Source organism: Microbacterium sp. 22303, from assembly GCF_052045265.1.
Classification (GTDB): domain Bacteria; phylum Actinomycetota; class Actinomycetes; order Actinomycetales; family Microbacteriaceae; genus Microbacterium.
The window spans coordinates 188,627-207,530 of sequence record NZ_JBQEOQ010000002.1; the positions used below are offsets into that span (position 1 = coordinate 188,627).

15 protein-coding genes are annotated in these 18,904 nt (G+C 70.3%); 5 read left to right on the forward strand and 10 right to left on the reverse strand.

Annotation, left to right across the window (positions count from 1 at the left end):
* The first annotated feature begins 12 nt into the window (after positions 1 to 12).
* Positions 13 to 354, forward strand: coding sequence for a CHY zinc finger protein (locus tag ACTJI8_RS06610; RefSeq protein WP_440732626.1), 342 nt, complete (start codon positions 13 to 15; stop codon positions 352 to 354).
* A gap of 113 nt (positions 355 to 467) precedes the next feature.
* Here ACTJI8_RS06610 and ACTJI8_RS06615 read toward each other — a convergent pair whose 3' ends face one another.
* Genes ACTJI8_RS06615 through ACTJI8_RS06635 form a run of 5 tightly spaced genes read right to left on the reverse strand, consistent with a single transcriptional unit; the run spans position 468 to position 6,309 of the window.
* Positions 468 to 1,379 carry a carbohydrate ABC transporter permease gene (locus ACTJI8_RS06615; RefSeq protein WP_440732627.1) on the reverse strand — a complete coding sequence of 304 codons (912 nt, stop codon included), beginning with the start codon at positions 1,377 to 1,379 and terminating at the stop codon, positions 468 to 470.
* Positions 1,369 to 2,349 (reverse strand): carbohydrate ABC transporter permease, encoded by a 981-nt coding sequence (locus tag ACTJI8_RS06620; RefSeq protein WP_440732628.1) that lies wholly within the window; start codon positions 2,347 to 2,349, stop codon positions 1,369 to 1,371. Before ACTJI8_RS06620 ends, ACTJI8_RS06615 begins: the two co-directional genes overlap by 11 nt.
* Positions 2,346 to 3,626, reverse strand: coding sequence for an ABC transporter substrate-binding protein (locus tag ACTJI8_RS06625; RefSeq protein WP_440732629.1), 1,281 nt, complete (start codon positions 3,624 to 3,626; stop codon positions 2,346 to 2,348). Before ACTJI8_RS06625 ends, ACTJI8_RS06620 begins: the two co-directional genes overlap by 4 nt.
* 29 nt (positions 3,627 to 3,655) lie before the next feature.
* Complete coding sequence (locus ACTJI8_RS06630) at positions 3,656 to 5,263, reverse strand: FAD-dependent oxidoreductase (RefSeq protein WP_440732630.1); 1,608 nt, start codon at positions 5,261 to 5,263, stop codon at positions 3,656 to 3,658.
* Positions 5,260 to 6,309 carry a LacI family DNA-binding transcriptional regulator gene (locus ACTJI8_RS06635; RefSeq protein WP_440732631.1) on the reverse strand — a complete coding sequence of 350 codons (1,050 nt, stop codon included), beginning with the start codon at positions 6,307 to 6,309 and terminating at the stop codon, positions 5,260 to 5,262. Before ACTJI8_RS06635 ends, ACTJI8_RS06630 begins: the two co-directional genes overlap by 4 nt.
* A 161-nt stretch (positions 6,310 to 6,470) precedes the next feature.
* Here ACTJI8_RS06635 and ACTJI8_RS06640 point away from each other — a divergent pair, with 161 nt between their 5' ends.
* A complete protein-coding gene (locus ACTJI8_RS06640) occupies positions 6,471 to 8,789 on the forward strand; it encodes a hypothetical protein (protein WP_440732632.1) in 2,319 nt (772 codons plus the stop codon).
* A 184-nt stretch (positions 8,790 to 8,973) separates the two neighbouring features.
* Here ACTJI8_RS06640 and ACTJI8_RS06645 read toward each other — a convergent pair whose 3' ends face one another.
* From ACTJI8_RS06645 to ACTJI8_RS06655, 3 genes are all read right to left on the reverse strand, one after another.
* A complete protein-coding gene (locus ACTJI8_RS06645) occupies positions 8,974 to 11,823 on the reverse strand; it encodes an FAD-binding and (Fe-S)-binding domain-containing protein (RefSeq protein WP_440732633.1) in 2,850 nt (949 codons plus the stop codon).
* Positions 11,824 to 12,010: 187 nt separating this feature from the next.
* Entirely contained in the window at positions 12,011 to 12,817 is an 807-nt protein-coding gene (locus ACTJI8_RS06650) for a 2-phosphosulfolactate phosphatase (protein ID WP_440732634.1), read from the reverse strand.
* A 66-nt stretch (positions 12,818 to 12,883) separates the two neighbouring features.
* Positions 12,884 to 13,423: a VOC family protein gene (locus ACTJI8_RS06655; protein ID WP_440732635.1), complete on the reverse strand. Its 540-nt coding sequence runs from the start codon at positions 13,421 to 13,423 to the stop codon at positions 12,884 to 12,886.
* A 105-nt stretch (positions 13,424 to 13,528) separates the two neighbouring features.
* Between ACTJI8_RS06655 and ACTJI8_RS06660 the strand changes: the two genes are divergently transcribed.
* The 3 genes from ACTJI8_RS06660 (at position 13,529) to ACTJI8_RS06670 (ending at position 17,153) form a co-directional block, all read left to right on the forward strand.
* Positions 13,529 to 14,467 (forward strand): J domain-containing protein, encoded by a 939-nt coding sequence (locus ACTJI8_RS06660; protein WP_440732636.1) that lies wholly within the window; start codon positions 13,529 to 13,531, stop codon positions 14,465 to 14,467.
* A gap of 287 nt (positions 14,468 to 14,754) precedes the next feature.
* Positions 14,755 to 16,497, forward strand: a complete 1,743-nt coding sequence (locus ACTJI8_RS06665; RefSeq protein WP_440732637.1) for a sensor histidine kinase — start codon at positions 14,755 to 14,757, stop codon at positions 16,495 to 16,497.
* Positions 16,488 to 17,153 carry a response regulator gene (locus ACTJI8_RS06670; RefSeq protein ID WP_440732638.1) on the forward strand — a complete coding sequence of 222 codons (666 nt, stop codon included), beginning with the start codon at positions 16,488 to 16,490 and terminating at the stop codon, positions 17,151 to 17,153. The genes ACTJI8_RS06665 and ACTJI8_RS06670 overlap by 10 nt, the downstream gene beginning before the upstream one ends.
* Positions 17,154 to 17,328: 175 nt before the next feature.
* On the opposite strand, the gene ACTJI8_RS06675 is transcribed toward ACTJI8_RS06670, so the two are convergent.
* Both ACTJI8_RS06675 and ACTJI8_RS06680 read right to left on the reverse strand, forming a co-directional pair.
* A complete protein-coding gene (locus ACTJI8_RS06675) occupies positions 17,329 to 18,630 on the reverse strand; it encodes a serine hydrolase domain-containing protein (RefSeq protein ID WP_440732639.1) in 1,302 nt (433 codons plus the stop codon).
* A gap of 4 nt (positions 18,631 to 18,634) precedes the next feature.
* The gene (locus ACTJI8_RS06680; protein ID WP_440732640.1) at positions 18,635 to 18,868 is read right to left on the reverse strand and encodes a hypothetical protein; all 234 of its coding nucleotides are present in this window, start codon (positions 18,866 to 18,868) and stop codon (positions 18,635 to 18,637) included.
* Positions 18,869 to 18,904: the final 36 nt, after the last annotated feature.

Sequence of the window (18,904 nt, forward strand, 5' to 3'; positions counted from 1 at the left end):
AGGATCGTTGCCATGGGCATCGATCAGGTCGAGATCAAGGGCCGCCCGGTCGACGGGCAGACCCGCTGCGTGCACTACCGCACCGAGCTCGACGTCGTGGCGATCCGCTTCGCGTGCTGCGGCGAGTACTACCCCTGCCACCTCTGCCACGAGGAGACGGCCGGACACCCGTCCCGGCCGTGGCCCCTCGCCGAGCAGGACGCCAAGGCCGTGCTCTGCGGCGTCTGCGGCCACGAGCTCGAGATCCGCGAGTACCTCGGAGTCACCGCCTGCCCCCTGTGCGCGGCCGCGTTCAACCCGCGATGCGCGCTGCACGCGGACCTGTATTTCGAGGTCGCGCCGGTCGAGTCCTGAAGGACGGATTCGACTCTGCAGGATGATCCGCGCGGAATCATCCTGCAGAGTTGCAGAAGTCCTGCGGAAGCGGCACCCGATCGCGGCCGCGCACCGTCTCCGCTCTTCAGCCCTCAGCCCTTCAGCCCGGAGTGGGCCAGCCCCTCGACGAACTGCCGCTGCGCGATCAGAAACACCACGAGCACCGGCACGACCGTCATGGTCGCCGCGGCCAGCTGCGTGTTCCACATCTCGCCGCCGTATGCGTCGGTGTAGCGCGTGAGCGCCTGCGGCAGCGTGAACAGGTCCGGTGATGTCAGGTAGACGGTCGGCTCCAGATAGAGGTTCCAGGACGCCAGGAAGGTGAGGATCGCGACGGCGGACAGGGCGGGCTTCGCCAGCGGCAGGCAGATCCGCCACCAGATCGCCAGCCGTCCGAGCCCGTCGAGGCGGGCGGCCTCCTCCAGCTCGACAGGCAGCGCGATGAAGAACTGCCGCATGATGAAGGTCGCCAGCACGCAGGGCGCGGCGAGCGCCGTCACGAGGATCAGCGGCCAGTGCGTATTGATCAGCCCCACGCTCTTGAACATCTGGAAGAGCGGCACGATCGTCACCTCTCCGGGCACCAGCAGGCCGATCAGCACGACCAGGAACAGCACGTTCTGCCCGGGGAAGCGGATGCGCGCGAAGGCGTAGCCCGCGAGGCTCGACACCAGGAGCGCGATGAGCGTCACGACGACGGCGATGTAGACGCTGTTGCCGTACTGGCGGGCGAAGGGCTGGAACCCGAACGCCTGCACGTACGCGTCCCAGGTCGGCGACGCGGTGAAGATCGTGGGCGGCGCGGCGAAGATCTGATCGAGCGGCTTGAACGAGGATGCGACCATCCAGATCGTCGGCACGACGAACGGCAGCGCCAGCACACCGAGGGCGACGTAGAGCACGATCCGGCGGAGGATCCGCCCCTGCCGGGGTCGAGGGGTCACGATCTGCGAGGGGGTCGCCCGTCCGGCCAACTGCGGTTCCGCGAGTGTCTCAGTTCTCATAGAAGACCCATCTCCTTCGGAGCTGCCACTGCAAGACGGTGAGCAGCATCACGAACGTGAGCAGCATCAGCGCGAGGGTCGAGCCGTAGCCGATGTTGTTGAAGGTGAACGCCTGCTGGAAGACGTAATAGACGAGCACCGTCGTGGAAAGGGCGGGGCCGCCCTCGGTGAGCACCGCGATCTGCGCGAACGCCTGCAGCGCTCCCACGATCGTGATGATGCCCGTGAGCAGCAGCGTCGGGGAGATGAGCGGCAGCGTGATGCGCGTGAAGATGGTGCGGCTGCCTGCCCCGTCGATGCGCGCCGCCTCGTACAGCTCTCCGGGCACCCCCTGCAGCGCGGACAGGAACAGCACCATGTTCACCCCGACGCTGCGGATGACCTGCGTCACGATCACGGCGCCCATGGCAGTGGGCCCCTCCTGCAGCCAGTTCGGGCCGTGGATGCCGATCTGCGCGAGCAGGGCGTTGATCCCGCCGTTGTCCTGGAGCAGGAAACCCCAGACCAGCGTCCAGGCCACGACCGAGATCACGACCGGGGAGAAGAACAGGGTGCGGAAGAACGTCACCCCTCGGAAACGGCGATTGAGCATCACAGCCAGACCGAGCCCGAGAGCGATGTTGAGCACCACGACGCCGAGGGAGAACACCGCGGTGGCGCCCAGCACGCTCGGCAGCTGCGGATCCGCGGCGAGCGCGGCGTAGTTCGCCCCGCCGACGAAGCTGAGCTGCCCGGTGAAGATGTTCCACTTGTTCAGGCTGTAGACGATCGCGAGGCCGACCGGGATCAGGACGAACAGCACGACGCCCGCCAGCTGGGGCGCGATGAAGAGGTAGCCCGCGGCTGCGTCTCGCCGGCGCATCGTCCAGAATCGGGTCGCGCGCCTGCGCACGGGATCCGGCCCTCCGGCGCCCCGGGAGGCGTCCGGTGACGCCTCCCGGGGCATGGTGGAGCTGACAGTCATCGTCATTTCACCAGGAGCGGGGAGATCGCCGAGCAGACAGAGCCCAGCACCTTCTTGACGTCCGCATCGGGCTTCCACATCGCGTCGAGGGCGGTCTTGCCCTTCTGCGCGATCTCGGCAGGACTGGTGTGATTCGGCAGGGTGACGGCACCGGGGATCTGATCCACGACCACCGTCTGCAGCTGCTCGGCGGTCAGCTTCGTGTTGTTCGCCGCCAGCTTCTCGCCGGTCAGCAGAGACTTGCGCGCCGAGGGGAAGAACTGAGAGAGCTTGGCGCTGTTCTCCGGTCCGGTCAGATAGGCGAGGAAGGAGCTCGCCTCCTGCGGATGCGCGCTCGTGCGGAGGACTCCCATGCCCGCCTGCCCGATCACCGAGTAGGACCCGGCGGGTCCGGCGGGAAGCGGCATGACCTCGTATCCGAAGTTGCCGGTGAGCAGCGAGGCCCGGGAGACCTGAGCGACGGTGAACGCGGAGTCGCCGGCGAAGAAGTCGGCCCTGGTGCCGGGGCCTGGCATGGCGGAGTCCTTGAAGACGGCGTCGTGCAAGAAGGTGAAGGCGCCGACCATCTTGTCGTCGTCGAAGGCGCATTTCGTGCCGTCGGCGTTCCAGGCATTCGCGCCCCACCCGGTCCAGACCGTGGCCAGGGTGTTCCAGGCGGAGTAATCGAAGTCGCGGATGACGAACCCCGCCTTCCCTGTCGCGGCGTTCACCGCTGCCCCGATCTTCGAGACTTCGTCCCAGGTCGCTCCCGACGCGGGCAGGGTCTGGCCGGCCGCGGCGAGAAGATCCTTGTTCACGTAGAGCGCGTACGGCGAGTTCGAGAACGGATAGGCGTAGAGCTGCCCGCCCTTCGAGAACTCCGCGGTCGCACTGGGCAGCAGGTCGTCGTACCCCCAGCCCTTCGTGTCCTTGAGCACCGGGGTGAGCGGGAGCAGCGCGTCGGAGGCGATCAGGTCCTTGGACAGGTCCCCCATCCACGCGAGGTCCGGGGCGTTGCCACCGGCGATCTGTGTCGTCAGGGTCGTGTTGTAGTCCGCGAACGGCAGGCTGTCGAAGGTGATGGACTTGATCTCAGGGTGCGTCGCCTTGTAACTGTCGGCGATCGAGGCGAACAGCGCGAGCTGCGCCTCGTTCGATGTCCACACCGTCATGCGGAGGGCGACGCTGTTCGGGGCGGCGGTGGTGGGCGCGGGGGCGGTCGGGGTGGCGCTGCATCCGGTGATCGCGACGATCGCGGCCGTCGCCAGGGCAGCAGCGCCGACCAGCTTCTTTGCTGTGTTCATGAGGGGCTTTCTTGATAGGAGGGGACTCGCTAGTAGCCGAGGATCTCCGGCCAGTGGAGCTCGATGCCCGACTCGACGAGCCGGCTCTGGAACCGCTGTCGCAGTTCCTGGTCCGAGAGCACATGTCTCGGAAGCGTGGATTCGTCGATGCAGAAGCTCGCGAGCTCGCCCGCGGACTCTCCGATGTTCCATTCGACGGGATGGAGGCGATATGCGCCGTTGGTGATGTGGGTCGTGCCGATGTTCTTCGCGGCGGGGATGAGGTTGCGCGTGTCGACCGGGACGAGCGCACCGAGCGGGATCTCGAACGGTGCGCACTCGACATCGATGTAGTTGTCGCCGCCCGTCGAGGGGTGCAGGTCGATCCGGTACATGCCGACGCCGACCGAGTCGGGGAAGGTCGCCGGACCGGCGTGACCGCGGGACGCGACCGAGATGTCCTGTTCGACCACGGTGGTGACCGCCCGGATTCGACGCGACTCGCGGACGTACGGCGCCTGCGCGAATCCGTCCGCCGTGCCGGTCTGATCGCCGCGCGGGCGCAGTCCCGGCCAGCCCGTGCCGCCGTCGGGGCGCGGGGCCTCGGTCTGCAGCCAGTACAGGTAGGAGCGGGAGAGCTCCTTCGCGGCCGCACGGTGCGCCTCGGCGTCGGGATCGTCGAAGACGGATCCGTCGAGGTAGTCCAGCATCGGCCAGTTGGCCACGACGATGTCGCTCTCGTAGGCGCCGGGCTGGAAGTTCTGACGGGCGATGATCCGGCGGAACTCCCACAGGTCGAGGTCGCCCGGATCCTCCCGGGGATCCTGCTCCGCACGTTCGGCGCCGTAGGGCGGGTTGACATGGAGCGTGCGGGATTCGGGCTCGAGGGTGCGCGGCTGCGGTGCGGTGAACGACAGCAGCCGGTCGCCCCAGAAGTCCGGGGCGTATTCGCGCCAGTAGTCGTAGCTCTCCGGCCGCTCGATCGTGAAGTCGGCGCCCTCGACATGGTCGAAGACGAAGCACCACGAGATCGCCTGCAGATTGCCGGGATCCGCCTGCTCGGGCGCGCTCGGCTCCCCCGTCTCGGAACGCGCCTCGGCCCCGGAGACGTAGTCCGTCCCGGTCAGCGGGAGGAGCTCGCCCGTCTCGGTGGCGTCGAGGACGAACGGGGCCTCCACCTGCACTTCCGTGCCGTCCTCGATGTGGCGAAGGGTCACGGATGAGACGACATGGTCGGCCGCCACGGCCGCCGCCGGCACATAGGGCTGCAGGACGGTGAGCCGTCCGCTGGAGAGGTACGGGGCCAACTGCTGCTCGATGACGGCGACGGCGACCCTGGGCTCATGACAGAGCCTGCTCACCCGTCCGAGTCCGGGGTTGAGCCTCGGGTCGCGGCGGGCGGCGTCCGTGAGCGGGTAGAAGGAGCGGTAGTACGCACGGATCCCTTCGCGCAGCGCGCGATACCGGGCCGTGACGCCGAACTGCTCGACCCAGATGTGCTCGTCCGGCGGAACCGCCTGAGAGGTGAGCTGACCGCCGAGCCACGCGTACTCCTCGGACAGGATCACGCGCTTGCCGCGGCCGAGAGCGGCCAGCGCAGCGGCGACGCCCCCGAGCCCGCCTCCGATGATCGCGATGTCGGCGCGAAGCTCCTTCATGCGTCGGCCCGACGTGCCATCAGCGTCTCGCCGGGTTCGAAGGACCCCTGCAGAAGGCGCTGCCGATCGATCGTTCCCGCGCTTTCGGGGTCGGCCGCGATCAGCTCCCTGAGCAGGCCCAGCGCCTCGAAGGCGATGCGCTGACGCGGGGTGTGGAAGCCGGACAGGCGCAGGCCCTCGACGGTGTGACTCTGCACCTCACCGAGCGCGGCGATGGAGACCTGGACCGGCAGTGCGACACCCTGCCGCTCGAGGGCGAGCGCGAGGTCTTCTGCGGCGAAGGCGTCTTCGGCGACCACGAGGGTCGCGCCGCTCTCGACGATCGTGCGCGCGGTGGCGGCGAGATCCCCGCCGACCTCCGGCAGCGAGCGGAAGGACAGCGGTCCGCTCGCGCGGGCCGCCTCGATCTCGGCGAGCCGATCGCGGGACGACGGGGTGTTCCGGTCGCCGTGCACGTACACCGCGGACGTGTGGCCCAGCTCGACCGCCCGTGCGATCAGATCGCGGGTGAGAGCGCGGTAGTCGATCCCGACGTAGGGCACGCCTTCGGCCTCGTCGCGGCGTCCGACGGCGACGAAGGGGAAGCCCTCGCTGACCAGACGGGCCAGCTCCTCCCCGTCCATGTGCTGGCCGAGCAGGATGCAGCCGTCGGCGAGGCGCAGGCGCGTGTTCCGGTGGAAGAGGCGGCGCGAACCGTTCTCGACAGGCGAGCTCGTGAAGAACAGGAGGTCGCAGTCGTACTGCTCGGCGGCGCGTTCGATCCCGTTGAGCAGCGGTCCGTAGAAGTCCATGCTCTCCGCGGTCAGGGCGGACTCGTAGGTGAAGACGCCGAGGATCTTGTTGTCGAGCCCGGCGAGCCTGCGCGCGGCGGGATCGGCCACGTACGTCGTCTGCTCGATCGCGCGACGCACCCGCTCCCTCGTGGCTTCGGGGATGCGCACGTTCGTGCCGTCCCGGTCGTTGAGCACGAGAGAAACCGTCGTCTGGCTGACCCCGGCGATCCGTGCGATCTCCTTCTGGGTCGGCTTGCCCGTCTTCCCCGACATGTGCGCCCTCCGCGTCTGATAATGCCTATCACCAAGGCGATGCCCCGACGCTAATGCGTATCTTCACGAAGCGCAAGTCTTCTTGACTTCGACGATGAAGAGGGATCAGACTGGAGCCCGTTCGTGCGCTAATGCGCATTATCACGATCAAGGGAGATCCGATGACGAAACCGAACGATGCCGGCGCGGGCTTCACGCGCCGAGGATTCCTGGGCGCGACCTTCGCCGCAGGCGCGCTGCTCGTGGCGGCGCAGAGCCCCATCCGCGCGAATGCGACCGCGGGCGACGTGACCCTCAGCGCCGACGGTGTGAGCATCGTCGCCAGCCCCGGCGGCCGTGTCGCGATCAGGGACGGCTCCGGCACCATCCGCCTCCAGGGCTCCAAGTTCCAGACCAAGGACACCGTGACGGGAATCCAGGTGTCGACGGGCGGGACGCCCACGCTCGTGACGCTCGCCGACGGCAGCCCCGCCATCCGAATGGACTACGTGATGCCCGCCGCGGCCGGGCCGATCGCGGTGTACGGGCTCTTCTCGATCAGCACCCGTCACGTGCGGCTCGAGTGGCATGCCTCGGGTTCCAGCACCTTCACCCCGGAGGGCTTCCTGTTCAGCCGCGCGATCCTCTCGGCGACCGAGCCGGACGGCTATGTCGCCCTCACCGAGTGGAAGAGGGATGCCGCCGGCGGAATCCCCTTCGAGGACGCGGTCGGCGTCGCGCACACCTCGGCTTGGGGCGCGCTGCACGGACTGCTCATCCTCGACCGTTCCCGTCAGGCCTGGACGAACTCCACCTGGGTGCACGCGCCCGGTGTGCTCCAGCCCGACGGCAGCGTCGTGAGCCGGGCGGACTTCTTCTTCAGCGACAAGCGGCCCTCGGCCGTCGCCTCGATCGGCACGGGGCAGGATCTCGGCATCGAGGTCCGGACCGATCGGCCGTTCGGGCTGTGGACGACGGCCGGGCAGCAGCTCACGATCTCCGCCCAGGTCGCCAACGGCGCGGCGACCGATCGCGCCGTCGATCTGGTCTGGTGGGCGCGCGATTTCAATGGGACCCTGCTGGCCAGCCAGACGGACTCCGTGGTCGTTCCCGCCACCGGGACCCTCGACCACGCCTTCACCCTGACCGCGCCGGGATCCGGCTTCGTCGTCACCGAGGTCGCCGCGGTCTCCGGCGGGATCGAGGCGTTCGCCCGCACGAATCTGGCAGCGGTCCCGCCCCGAGACCACCCCGCGACGGCGGACAGCATGTTCGGAATGGCCAACTACCCCTGGCTCCAGGTGCCCTCCGCGTCCGCCGTGCTCGACCTCTGGCAGAGCATCGGCGTGGACCGGGTGCGGATCTCGTACGACGGCGGGCCCGGGCTGCCGCCCTCCGCCTTCGACGCCCGGGGCATGTCGCACAACATCGAGTTGCAGCCCTCGCTCACAGCCACCGCCGCCGAGGCGACGGCCTGGGCGGACACGAACACGGCGACCGCCGTCGCGGCCGGCGCCGAGTACTTCGAGGTCGGCAACGAGCTGAACCGTCCTTTCAACACCGGCACCGCCGCACAGTCGTACATCGACAAGGCGCTGCGTCCGGTGCACGACCGGGTGGTCGCCACCGGAGCATCGCTGAAGCTTCTGAACAACGGGCTCGCGGGCATGGACGAGCCCTGGGTGCAGAACTTCCACGCCGGCGGCGGCTGGGACCTCATCGACGGCATCGCCTTCCACCCCGGTCGAGGCAACTTCACCCCCGACTACGAGCCGCAGGGCCCGGTGGACGCGGGCGCGAACGGCACCTACTGGAACTTCCTCGGTGGCCTCCGCCGGCTCAAGGCGCTCATCGCGCAGTACGGGCCGAAGGAGATCTGGATGACCGAGGCGTACGCCTGTACCAAACCCAACGCGTGGTGGTACGACACCTACCGGCACGCCGCGGAGAACGTGTTCCTGAGCCTTGCGCTCGCGAAGGCGGAGGGCGTCCGCTGCGTGTGCTGGTACCAGTTCCACGACAGCGTCCTCGGTAATCCACAGGTCGCGAACCCCGCCGACGCCGAGTATCACTACGGCCTGATGAACCGCGACACCAGCGCGAAGCCGTCTCTACTCGCCTACGCGAACGCGGCACGGCTGCTCGACCGCGCCACGTTCGTCCGCTGGCTCAGCTTCGCGGACCCGGAGAACAAGGGCCTCCTCTTCGATACCCCCGAGGGCGAACTCGCCGTGCTGTGGAACCGCGCCGACGGCTACATCCTGAACGCCGACCACGACCCTGCGGGCAGCACGTTCCCCGCGCCCGAGCTCTGGCTGGATCCGTGGCCGACCAAGACCGCACTGACGGTCACGGCGACGGGCGCGAGCGTCACGCAGATCGACTGCATCGGGCAGGAGACGCCCCTCGGCGTCGGCGCGGGGACGGTGGCCCTGACCCTCGACGGCGCGCCCCGCATCTATCGCGGGCTCGACTGCAGCGGCGCGCAGCTCGGGATTTGATCAGATCCGCATCGAACGCCCGATCCGCGCCGAACGTCTGGAGGACGGATCCGACTCTGCAGGATGATCCGCGCGGAATCATCCTGCAGAGTCGCAGAAATCCTGGGGCATGAGGCGCAACCGCAACCGCAACCGCAACCGCCATCGGCCGGCCGGAGCCCGGATCAGGATCCCAGGTGGAGCCTCAGGGCCGGGTGAGCTCCTCCAGCACCTCGACGACGTGCCGGTACGGCTGGCCGGTGGCGCGGCTCATGCCGAGCTCGCAGGTGCGGTTCGCCGAGACGTAAGCGTCGAAGCCACCGCGCAGGGCGCCGGCCGTCGCGACCTCGGCGGCCTCGACCGCGGTCGCGCTCGAGGTCAGCTCGGGGTGCAGCATGCCGCGGTCGCCCGCGAACGCGCAGCAGCCCCAGCCCTCGGGCACGTACACCTCGTCGGCGATGGCCGCGGCGAGCGCGCGCAGGGCATCGTTCGCATCGAGCTGCGTGGTCGAGCAGGTCGGATGCACCGCGACGGAGCGAATCCGCTCCCGCACGGTCAGCTTCGGCAGGACTTCCCGCGCGAGGAAGGTCGTTGCGTCCTCGATCCGCAGCGCGGCGTACTCCGGGCGCTCCGCGACGGCCTTCGCCAGCATCACGTGCAGCCCCTCCGTGCAGGAGGCGGCGTCGCAGACCACGGGCAGGGCACCGTTGCGGCTCGCTGCCCAGAGCGCCGGCAGCACGCGCTCGGTCATGGTGGCGTAGCCATCGAGCTGGCCCTTGGACTTCCACGGGGTGCCGCAGCAGAGCCCGCCCGCATCCGGCGGCACAACGTACGCGATCCCGGCACGCTCCAGCAGCAGCCGCACGGCCTCACGCGATCCCTCGCCGTGCACGCCGTCGGCGTCCTGCTCCGCGCCGAACATCGTGCCGATGCAGGATCCGAACAGCACGGCCTGCGCGTCGGCCGGATCCGTCGCGGCGAGCGCACGGGTGCCGCCGTCCGGCAGCCCTCCGTCGTAGAGCGGCACCGTGTCGGCGCCGAGCACGGCGCGGCCGGCGCGGGTGACGGCGGTGACGAGCGGCGCCGGGAGCGCCTTGGCCACGTTCAGCGCGAGCCCGCCGCCACGGGTGATCGCGCCCCAACCCTTCGCGGCGACGTTCCACACGCCTTGTTCGAGCCGGCTCGCCTCCTCGGCCCGCAGCCGACGCACGAGATCGCCGGTGTTGATGTCGACGGGGCAGGCGACCCCGCACATGCCGTCGACGGCACAGGTCTGCACGGCGTCGTAGTCGTAGTCCCGCGCGATCTCGGCGGCCACGTCGACCTCGCCGCGGTGCAGAGCGGCCGTCATGTCGCGACGCAGCACGATGCGCTGCCGCGGGGTGAGCGTGACGTCCTTGCTGGGGCAGGTCGGCTCGCAGTACCCGCATTCGACGCAGCGGTCGACCTCGCCCTCCACCGTCGGCACGAGTTTGAGATCGGCGAGGTACGAGCCGGCGTCGTCCGACAGTATGACGCCCGGGTTGAGGATCCCGTCCGGATCCACGAGCCCCTTGATCTCCCACATCATGTCGGTGAGCACGTCGCCGTACTGCCGGCGCACGAAGGGAGCCATGATGCGCCCGGTGCCGTGCTCGGCCTTGAGCGTGCCGCCCTGGGCGAGCACGAGCGCGACCAGGTCCTCGGTGAAGGCCTCGTAGCGGCGCAGCGCCTCAGGATCGTCGAAGCGCTCGTTGATGAGGAAGTGCACGTTGCCGTCCTTCGCGTGCCCGAAGATCACGCAACCCTCATAGCGGTGCTTCTCGAACAGCGCGGTGAGGCCCTCGCACACGCCGAGCAGGCGCTCGACCGGCACCGCGATGTCCTCGAGCAGCGCCGTCGTGCCCGACGGGCGGGCTCCCGCGACCGCCGTGTACAGCCCCTTGCGGACGGTCCAGAGCTCCCCGCGCTCGACCGGATCCTCGGTCATGCGTGCCGGTGTCGTGAGCGGCAGAGACGCGACATGCGCGAGCGCCGCCGCCGTGCCCGCGGTCAGCGCGTCGGCATCCGCGGCGTGCACCTCGATCAGCAGCGCCGCGTGCCCCTGCACGTCGATCCCCGCGATCACCTCCGGCACCGTGCTCAGTCCCTGCGCGACCCGCAACGACGCCGCGTCCAGGAGCTCGATCGTCGCGAGTCCGAGCGAGGTCAGGCCGGGCAGCGCCGCCATCGCGTCGGAGAGCGTGTCGAACACCAGCAGCCCGGTCGAGATCGCCGGCTGGATCGGGATCGTGCGGAACCGCGCCTCCGCCACGAACGCGAGCGTCCCCTCGGATCCGATCACGAGGTGCTCCAGGATCCGCACCGGATCGTCGAAGTCGAGGAGGGAGTTGAGGCCGTACCCCATGGTGTTCTTCATCGAGAACTGGCGCGCGACCTCGGCGCTCAGGGCCGGATCCCCGCGGAGGCGGTCGCGGAGGTGCTGCAGACCCCGGACGATCTCGGGCTCTCGATCGCGCAGCTGTGCCAGGGCGTCGGGCGCGGCGGTGTCGAGGATCGTGCCGCTCGGCAGCACCAGCAGCATCGACTCGATCGTGCGGTACGAGTTCTCCACGATCCCGCAGGCCATGCCGCTCGAGTTGTCGGCGACCACGCCGCCGATCGTGCACGCGATCTCACTCGCCGGATCCGGCCCGAGCTTGCGCCCGAAGCGAGCCAGCCGCGTGTTCACCTGGCGCACGGTGGCACCGGGCTGCGCGGCGATCCAGGTGCCGTCGGCGGCGACGCGGATGCCGCGGAACGCCGAGCGCGTGTCCACCATGACGTCCCCCGTCACGCCCTGACCGCTGAGGCTCGTGCCACCCGAGCGGAAGGTGAGGCTGCGCCCGGCCGCACGCACGGCGGCGAAGACCCGGGCGACGGCCGCCGCGTCCTGGGGAACGAGCACCGCGTCGGGCACCAGGAGGTAGTGCGAGGCGTCGTGCGCCCGGGCGAACCGGTCGATCGTGCGCGAGGCCATCCGGACGTCGGGCCCGAGCGCGGCCTCGTCCAACGGCGAGGTCAGAGTGGCGGGCATGCGGTTACTCCTCGGCGGATCGGGGTGTCTCCAGTCTGGCCCCCATCCATGCGTTTCCCTCCCCTGGCCGTCGTTCCCTCCCCTGAGAGGCGCTTCTGCGGGGAGGGAAAGGCGCTACGAGGAGGGAAACGCGGCGGAATCGGGGATGAGCCGCGGATCGGGGATCGAGGACGAGCGGGGGATCGGGTCAGGCGCGAGCCGCCGGATCCACCGCCCGGAACACCCCGTCCACGAGCACCGGGACCGTCGTGGACACATCCGTCTGCGCGGCGAGTTCGACGTCCGCGCCCTGCCCCTCGTCACGCAGCTCGACGCCGCTCGACGAGGCCGTGAACAGGTGCCGGGTCGCCCGGGCCAGGCCGGTGTACGCGGCGCAAGCCGCGGCGGCTTCGGGTGAGCAGGCGTCGATGCCGAGCGCGCCCAGGGCATCGATCACGGCGCCGGCGGTGAGCATGTCCTCGTCGGAGAACCGCACCGTCTCGTCGTCGCGCACCTCGCCGCCCGCGACCACGGCGACCTTGACCCGGCGCCCGACGGCGTGCTGATGGTCGAGGATCCACTGCGCGACGGCGGAGCGGTTGCGCAGCGATGCGGCGAGCACCGGCACACCGAACCCCGCGGCCGCCGCCGACAGCCGCGAGCCGTTGAACGACGGCACCACGGCTCGGGTCGCACCGAAGGCTGCGACGTTCTCGGCGGTGAGGCTCGACGGCGACAGCGTCACCCCCGCTCCCCCGCGCGGTCCCGCAAGACGGGCCTCTCCGAAGCCGTGCTCAGCCGCGATGCGCTCGGCTTCGACGCGCGTGCCGGGGAACGGCTGCACCTCGAGCCCCTCGGTCACGGCCCGCTCCACGGTCGTCGTGAACGAGATCGCGTCGATCACGACGATGACGCCTGCCCCCTGTGCGATCGAGCGCAGGCCCTCGCGCGCCCAGTCGAAGCGCACCTCGTAGTCCTGCTGCAGCGGATGGTCCGGGCTCATCGGGGATCTCACCCGGGGAATGCTACCCGGCGGCGGTCCAGGCCTGCGCTCCCACATCGACCCACCGCGACCGGGGACTCACCCCTGGTCGTCGGAACGCACCGGGGCGCTGCTCCAGCCGGACGCCGACCCGGTCAGCGCGGCGTCGAGCGACTCCTGCGCATAACGCATGTTCTCGGCATAGCGCGGTTCCTGCAGACGCTGCCACATGACCTCTTCCGGCACGTCTTCGACCTGGGCGGTGATCCACCAGATGTTGCCGAACGGATCCTTCACACGCCCGCCGCGCTGCCCGAACGCATTGTCACCGAGCTCGGTCACCACCGTCGCGCCGCGATCCAGAGCCCGGGCGAATGCCGCGTCGGCGTCGGCCACCCAGACGCGCAGCAGGCTCGGCATCACCGGCCACTCGTCACGCCGGTCGAAGGCGAGCACCACGGTGTCACCGACGCGGATCTCGCCGTGCCCGACCGAGCCGTCCTGGGTCTGCACACGGGCGAGCTCCTCCCCCTCGAAGGCGCCCGTGATGAAGTCGAGCAGCGCGCCGGTGTCGTCGGTCACCACCCAGGGCGCGACGGTCGTGTGGCCGGTGGGCGTCGCTGGGTCGATCATCGCCATGGCGGATCCTCTCGTCGTCTTCTCGAGGCTACGAGCAGCCTCCGACATCGGACCGGATACTCTGTACTCCGCTGTTCCACCGCCGCGGACCACCTGAGGAGGGCGATGTTCGACAGTCCGCTCTCGGCCTCCGCGTACGAGGTGCTCGGCGTCGGCGCGAGCGTCGACCACGAGGAGCTGCGCCGCGCCTACCGACTGCAGCTGCGCCGCACGCACCCCGACACGGGCGGCGACGCGACCGTGTTCATCCAGGTGCAGCGCGCCTGGGAGCTCGTCGGCACCCCGGAGCTGCGCGCCGCCTACGACCGCGGGCACGGATTCGCCATCGACGAGGTCGCGTGGGACGGCTGGCGCGCTCCGGCCGCGCGCACCGATACACGCCCGCGTGCGAAGGCCTACGGCGAGGCGGGCACGAGCCGGCGGCGTCACTACGTCGCGCAGGTGCATGCCTGGGCCGGATCCGAAGTGCCGGATCCGTACGACCCCGCGTTCGTGCGCACGGTCCCCCGCGAGCTGCGCCGGATACTCGCGAACGCCCTCGCCGAGGAGCACACCGCGCGCGCCGTCGCGGACCTGGGCATGGGTTTCACGGCCTGGCACGACGTGGCCGTCCCGACCGGCGCGGCCACGGTCGGCGGCGAGGCCCCGTCGCCCGATACCCTCGACCACATCGTGCTCGGGCCGAGCGGGCTCTACGGCCTGATGTCGGCCGACTTCGGCGAGATCGCGCGCTTCCGCGCCGGCGAGGTCATCGCATCCGGCGCCAGGTCCCGCGCACCGATCACCGCCCTCGTGACGCAGGTGCGCACGATCGCGCGCGCGGCCCGGGTGCGCTTCGGCGGGGCGATCCTGGTGCTCCCCGACGATGACCTGGCGCAGGCGACCACGCCTCTCGGTGCGATCCGCGGCACGACCGTCGTGGTCGTTCGCCGCAGCGCGCTGCGCCCGCTGCTCCGCGCCGGCGTACCCGGATCCCGCACGATCGGCGGCACCGAGCTGTTCGACCTGCGCACGCGGATCCAGCAGACCGTTCGCTTCGCCTGAGCGCGAGGGGATCCGGTCGTTGCTCGTCTGACCGCGAGGAGGTCTGCTCCCGGTATCTCTTCACCCCCCTTCACCGTCTTCACCCCCTCTGGCGGACGTCAGCACGAGGGGGCGAAGGCGCTCCGGGGAGGTGAACGCAGCGGGCCGCCACTCCAAGCAGGTACGCGCGCCCCTCCCCGCACGGGACCCAGGCCCATGGTCACCGCACCGTGCCGCGCGCCATCATGGGGTGTGCGCGTCGTGCACGCCGCGAGCGGCGAAGAAGGAGCGGTGAAGAAGGAGAGGCGATGGCGGATCCGGTGACCGTCGACTCGTCCTCCACCGTGCACCGAGGCGGCTCCGACCGCCCGCTGCCCGCGGCCCTCGTCATGATCGCGGTCTTCGCCTTCCTCCTCGGCGCTGTCGAACTGGGCATCGGGCTGCGCACACCTGACACGCTCTGGGTGGTCGCGCTGTTCACCGGCGTGTTCTGGATCTGGGTCGCCGCGGGCGTGCTCGCCTGGTGGCGCCGCCCGCACAACAACACCGGGCAGCTGCTCGTGGTCGGCGGCATCGCATTGTTCCTCGCCGGGCTCGTCAACCTCGGCGTCGACGCGCTCTCGGTGGTGAGCGCGATCTTCGCGACGAGCCCGCTCGCCATGACGATGCATCTGCTGCATGCGTTCCCGTCCGGGCGCCTGCGCGGGCGGCTCTCGATCACGACCGTGGTGCTGGGCTGGGTGGCGTGTCCCGTCTTCCAGCTCGCGCTCGTGCTGCTCTCGGCGTCCGCGCCGGCCGCCGTCCCGATCGTCGCCGCCGTGCAGAAGACGCTCGGGATCACGGTGATGGTGCTCACGGCCGTCGTACTGACCCGGCGTCTCGTCGTCGCCGACCCGGGCCACCGGCGCGCGCTGCTGCCCCTGTTCGGCTACGGCATCGTGGCCGTGCTGCTGCTCGCCTTCGCGCCCACGATCGTCGGCGCATTCGGGTGGGATCCGGCGATCGGCGGCGTGACGCAGCTCATCGTCTCGGCGGCGATCCCCATCGCCTTCCTGCTCGGGGTGCTGCTCGGCGGGTTCCGCCGCACCGGCGACCTGGAGCCGCTGAGCGCCTGGCTCGGCATCACCGGCGCGGGCGGACCCGCCGTCGCCCGCGCCCTGGCCGGCACTCTCGGTGACGACTCGCTGCGCGTCGTGTACTGGGCCGCCGAGCGCGGCGAGTACGTCGACGAGACGGGCGCGCCGGTCGACCCCGCCCAGCGCGGACCGGACCGGGGCTGGTGCGAGATCCGCGTCGACTCGCGACTCGTGGGGGCGATCGTCTACGACACCCGGATGACCGCGGATCCGGCACCCGTGCGGCGTGCGGGCGACGTGCTCGCCATCGCGATCGACCGCGAGCGACTCACCGCCGAGCTGCTCGCGAGCAACGATGCGCTCACGCAGTCGCGGATCCGCCTCGTCGAGACCGCCGACCGGGAGCGCTCGCGGATCGCGCAGGATCTGCACGACGGCATCCAGGTGCAGCTCGTGCTGCTCGCCCTCGCCGCGCAGACCATCGCGAACGCCCCCGATGCCGGCCCCGCGACGAGCGAGGCGTCGGCGCGGCTGCGGCACGGGATCGACGAGGCCGCGGCCGATCTGCGCCGCCTCGTGCACAACGTGCTGCCGGTCACCCTCACCGAGCGCGGGCTGACCGCCGCCGCGGAGGACCTCGTCGACCGGCTGGCGATCCCCGCGACGCTGGAAGCCGACATCGACGACGCAACGATCTCGTCGACGACCGCGCACACCGCGTATTTCATCATCGCCGAGGCCCTGACGAACACGGTCAAGCACTCGAAGGCGTCGCTGGTGCGGGTCACCCTGCACGTCGAAAGCGGCCTGCTGCACATCCTCGTCCGCGACAACGGCGTGGGCGGGGCGAGCGTCGACCGCGGTGCGGGCCTGCACGGCCTTCTCGACCGCGTCGACGCGCTGGGCGGCAGCCTGCGGATGCGATCGGATCCGGGACACGGCACCGAGGTGAAAGTGGAGCTGCCATGCGCGTGATCATCGGCGAGGACGAGGTGCTGCTGCGCGAGGGCTTGCGGCACCTGCTCGCACAGGACGGCTTCGAGGTCGTGGCGGCCGTCGGCGACGCCGAGGCGCTGCTGGAGCAGGTCGAGCTGCTCGCGCCGGAGCTGGTGATCACCGACATCCGGATGCCTCCGACGCACACCGACGAGGGGCTGATCGCCGCGCTGCGGATCCGCGAGGCCCATCCCGCGATCCCGGTCGTCGTGCTCTCGCAGTATGTGCAGCGCCGCTATGCGACGGAGCTGCTCGATCAGAACAGCGGCGGATTCGGGTATCTGCTCAAGCAGCGCATCGCCGACGTCACGACCTTCACCGCCGACCTCCGCCGGGTGGCCGCGGGCGGCACGGCCCTGGATCCGGAGGTCGTGTCGGTGCTGGTCACGCGGGCGAGCCGCGCGAGTGGAGCCGTCGGATCCCTCACCCCGCGCCAGCTCGAGGTTCTCTCGCTCATGGCGGAGGGACGCAGCAACGCGCGGATCGCGACGGATCTGTTCCTCTCCGAGAAGGCCGTCGTGCAGCACACCTCGCACATCTACACCGCGCTCGGGCTGTCGGTCGACGGCGACGACCACCGTCGCGTGCTCGCGGTGCTGCGGTTCCTCGCCTCGGTGGCGGAGGAGTACCGGTGAGGAGGAGTCCCTCCCCCCTCGGGGTCGTTGAGCGAGCACCGAGCATCGCGAGGAGCGAGAGAAACGCGGTGCCCTCACGGACGGCCCTCACCGACGGGCACCGCGTTTCGTCTCGGTCGGCTTCGCCGTCCTCGCTCAACGACCGCAGGGCCCGCACTGACGACGCAGCCGGGCGTCACTTCCGGGGCGGCGGGACGTAGGCGGTGCCGAGCTCACCGGTGAGTGCGACCAGGAGCCGCACGGCGGGCGTCTGGCAGATGGCGTCCCCGGGATCATCGGTGAGCGTGGGCGAGGTCGTGCAGCCGCCCGACGCGATGTCGCTGTTGGTCTGCACGGCGACCGTTGTGTCCGTCGCCGTGTCGTAGAAGAGCGAGGTGTTGTAGCCGGAGAGGTCGCCGGTGTGGCCGACCCACCCCTGCGAGCAGCTCAGCCCGAAGCCGTACCCGATGTCCGAGAACGAGGTCAGTCGCAGGGTCTGCGTCTTCCCATCGACCAGCCCCTGGCCGGTGCCGAGTGCGCGCCCCATGGTCAGCAGGTCGTCGATGTCGGAGATGATCTCGCCGGCCGTGAAGCTCCATGACGGATTCCAGTCCGTGGAGTCGGCCGGCGCGTCCGGGGTCGCACTGTTGCCGTTCAGCGTGTACCCGCGGGCGTACGGCTCCGGCAGCGCGGCCGAGGTTCCGGGCCATGACGTGTGCGCCAGGTGCAGCGGATCGAAGATCCGCGTCTGCATCAGCCGGCCGATGTCCTGGCCGGTCACCTTCTCGATCACCTTCCCGAGCAGCACCGTGTTGGTGTTCGAGTAGGCGAACCCCTCCCCCGGAGGGAACAGGGGTGAGACGGCGGCACCCGCCTGGATGACCTCCTCGGGCGTGTAGACCGCGGCCGGATCCGCGAAGTACTTCTCCAGGAGCTTCGCGTTCATGGTGTAGCTCGCGACACCGCTGGTCATGTCGGCGAGCTGCGTGAGTGTGATGGTGTCGCCGTTCGGGATCCCGTCCACGTACTTCCCGATGGTGTCGTCGAGCTTCAGCCTGCCCTCCTGTGCGAGCTGCAGCACGATCGTCGCCGTGTACATCTTCGTGAGCGACGCGATGCGGGTGTGCATGCCGACCTGCATCGGGGTCCCGGCCAGATCGGCGTTCCCGTAGGCCTTGGTCCAGGTGCCCTCGGGCGTGCGCACGCCGACGACCGCACCCGGGGAGGCGCCGAGGGCGAAGGCCTTCGCCACCACCGCGTCGAGCTTCGCGACGGTCTCCGCGGACAGGGGCGACATCGTCTTCGCGCCGGGCTTCGCGGCGATGGTCCGGGCGGGATCCGCGACGCATCCGGCCGGGGACGTGGACGGCGACGGCGAGGCGGTTCCAGGTGCGGCGCCGGAGGGACCGGAGCAGCCGGCCAGGATGAGAGCCGCGGTCACCGCGGCGAGCGCGAACGCCCGGCGCAGAGCCGGCGGGACCGTGCGGGAGGACGGCATCGTCTCAACCTCCGTAGATGTAGATGCTCTTCATGAGCGATGTGGCGATCATGGCGGCGGGCGGGCGCCCGTCGGCGGTTCCGGTCATCGTCTTCGTGTGGGATCCGATCCGGAAGTGGTCGTCGAGAGAGACGGGGACGGATCCACGCAGCTGCGTCACGCCGTAGGTCGCGGTGTCATCGCCCTGCGGTGGGCGCACGCGCGTCGCTGCTCCCGGCCGCATCTCGTCAGCCGCCATCGTGAGCCTCCTCATCGCGCACCCGGTCCACCGCGC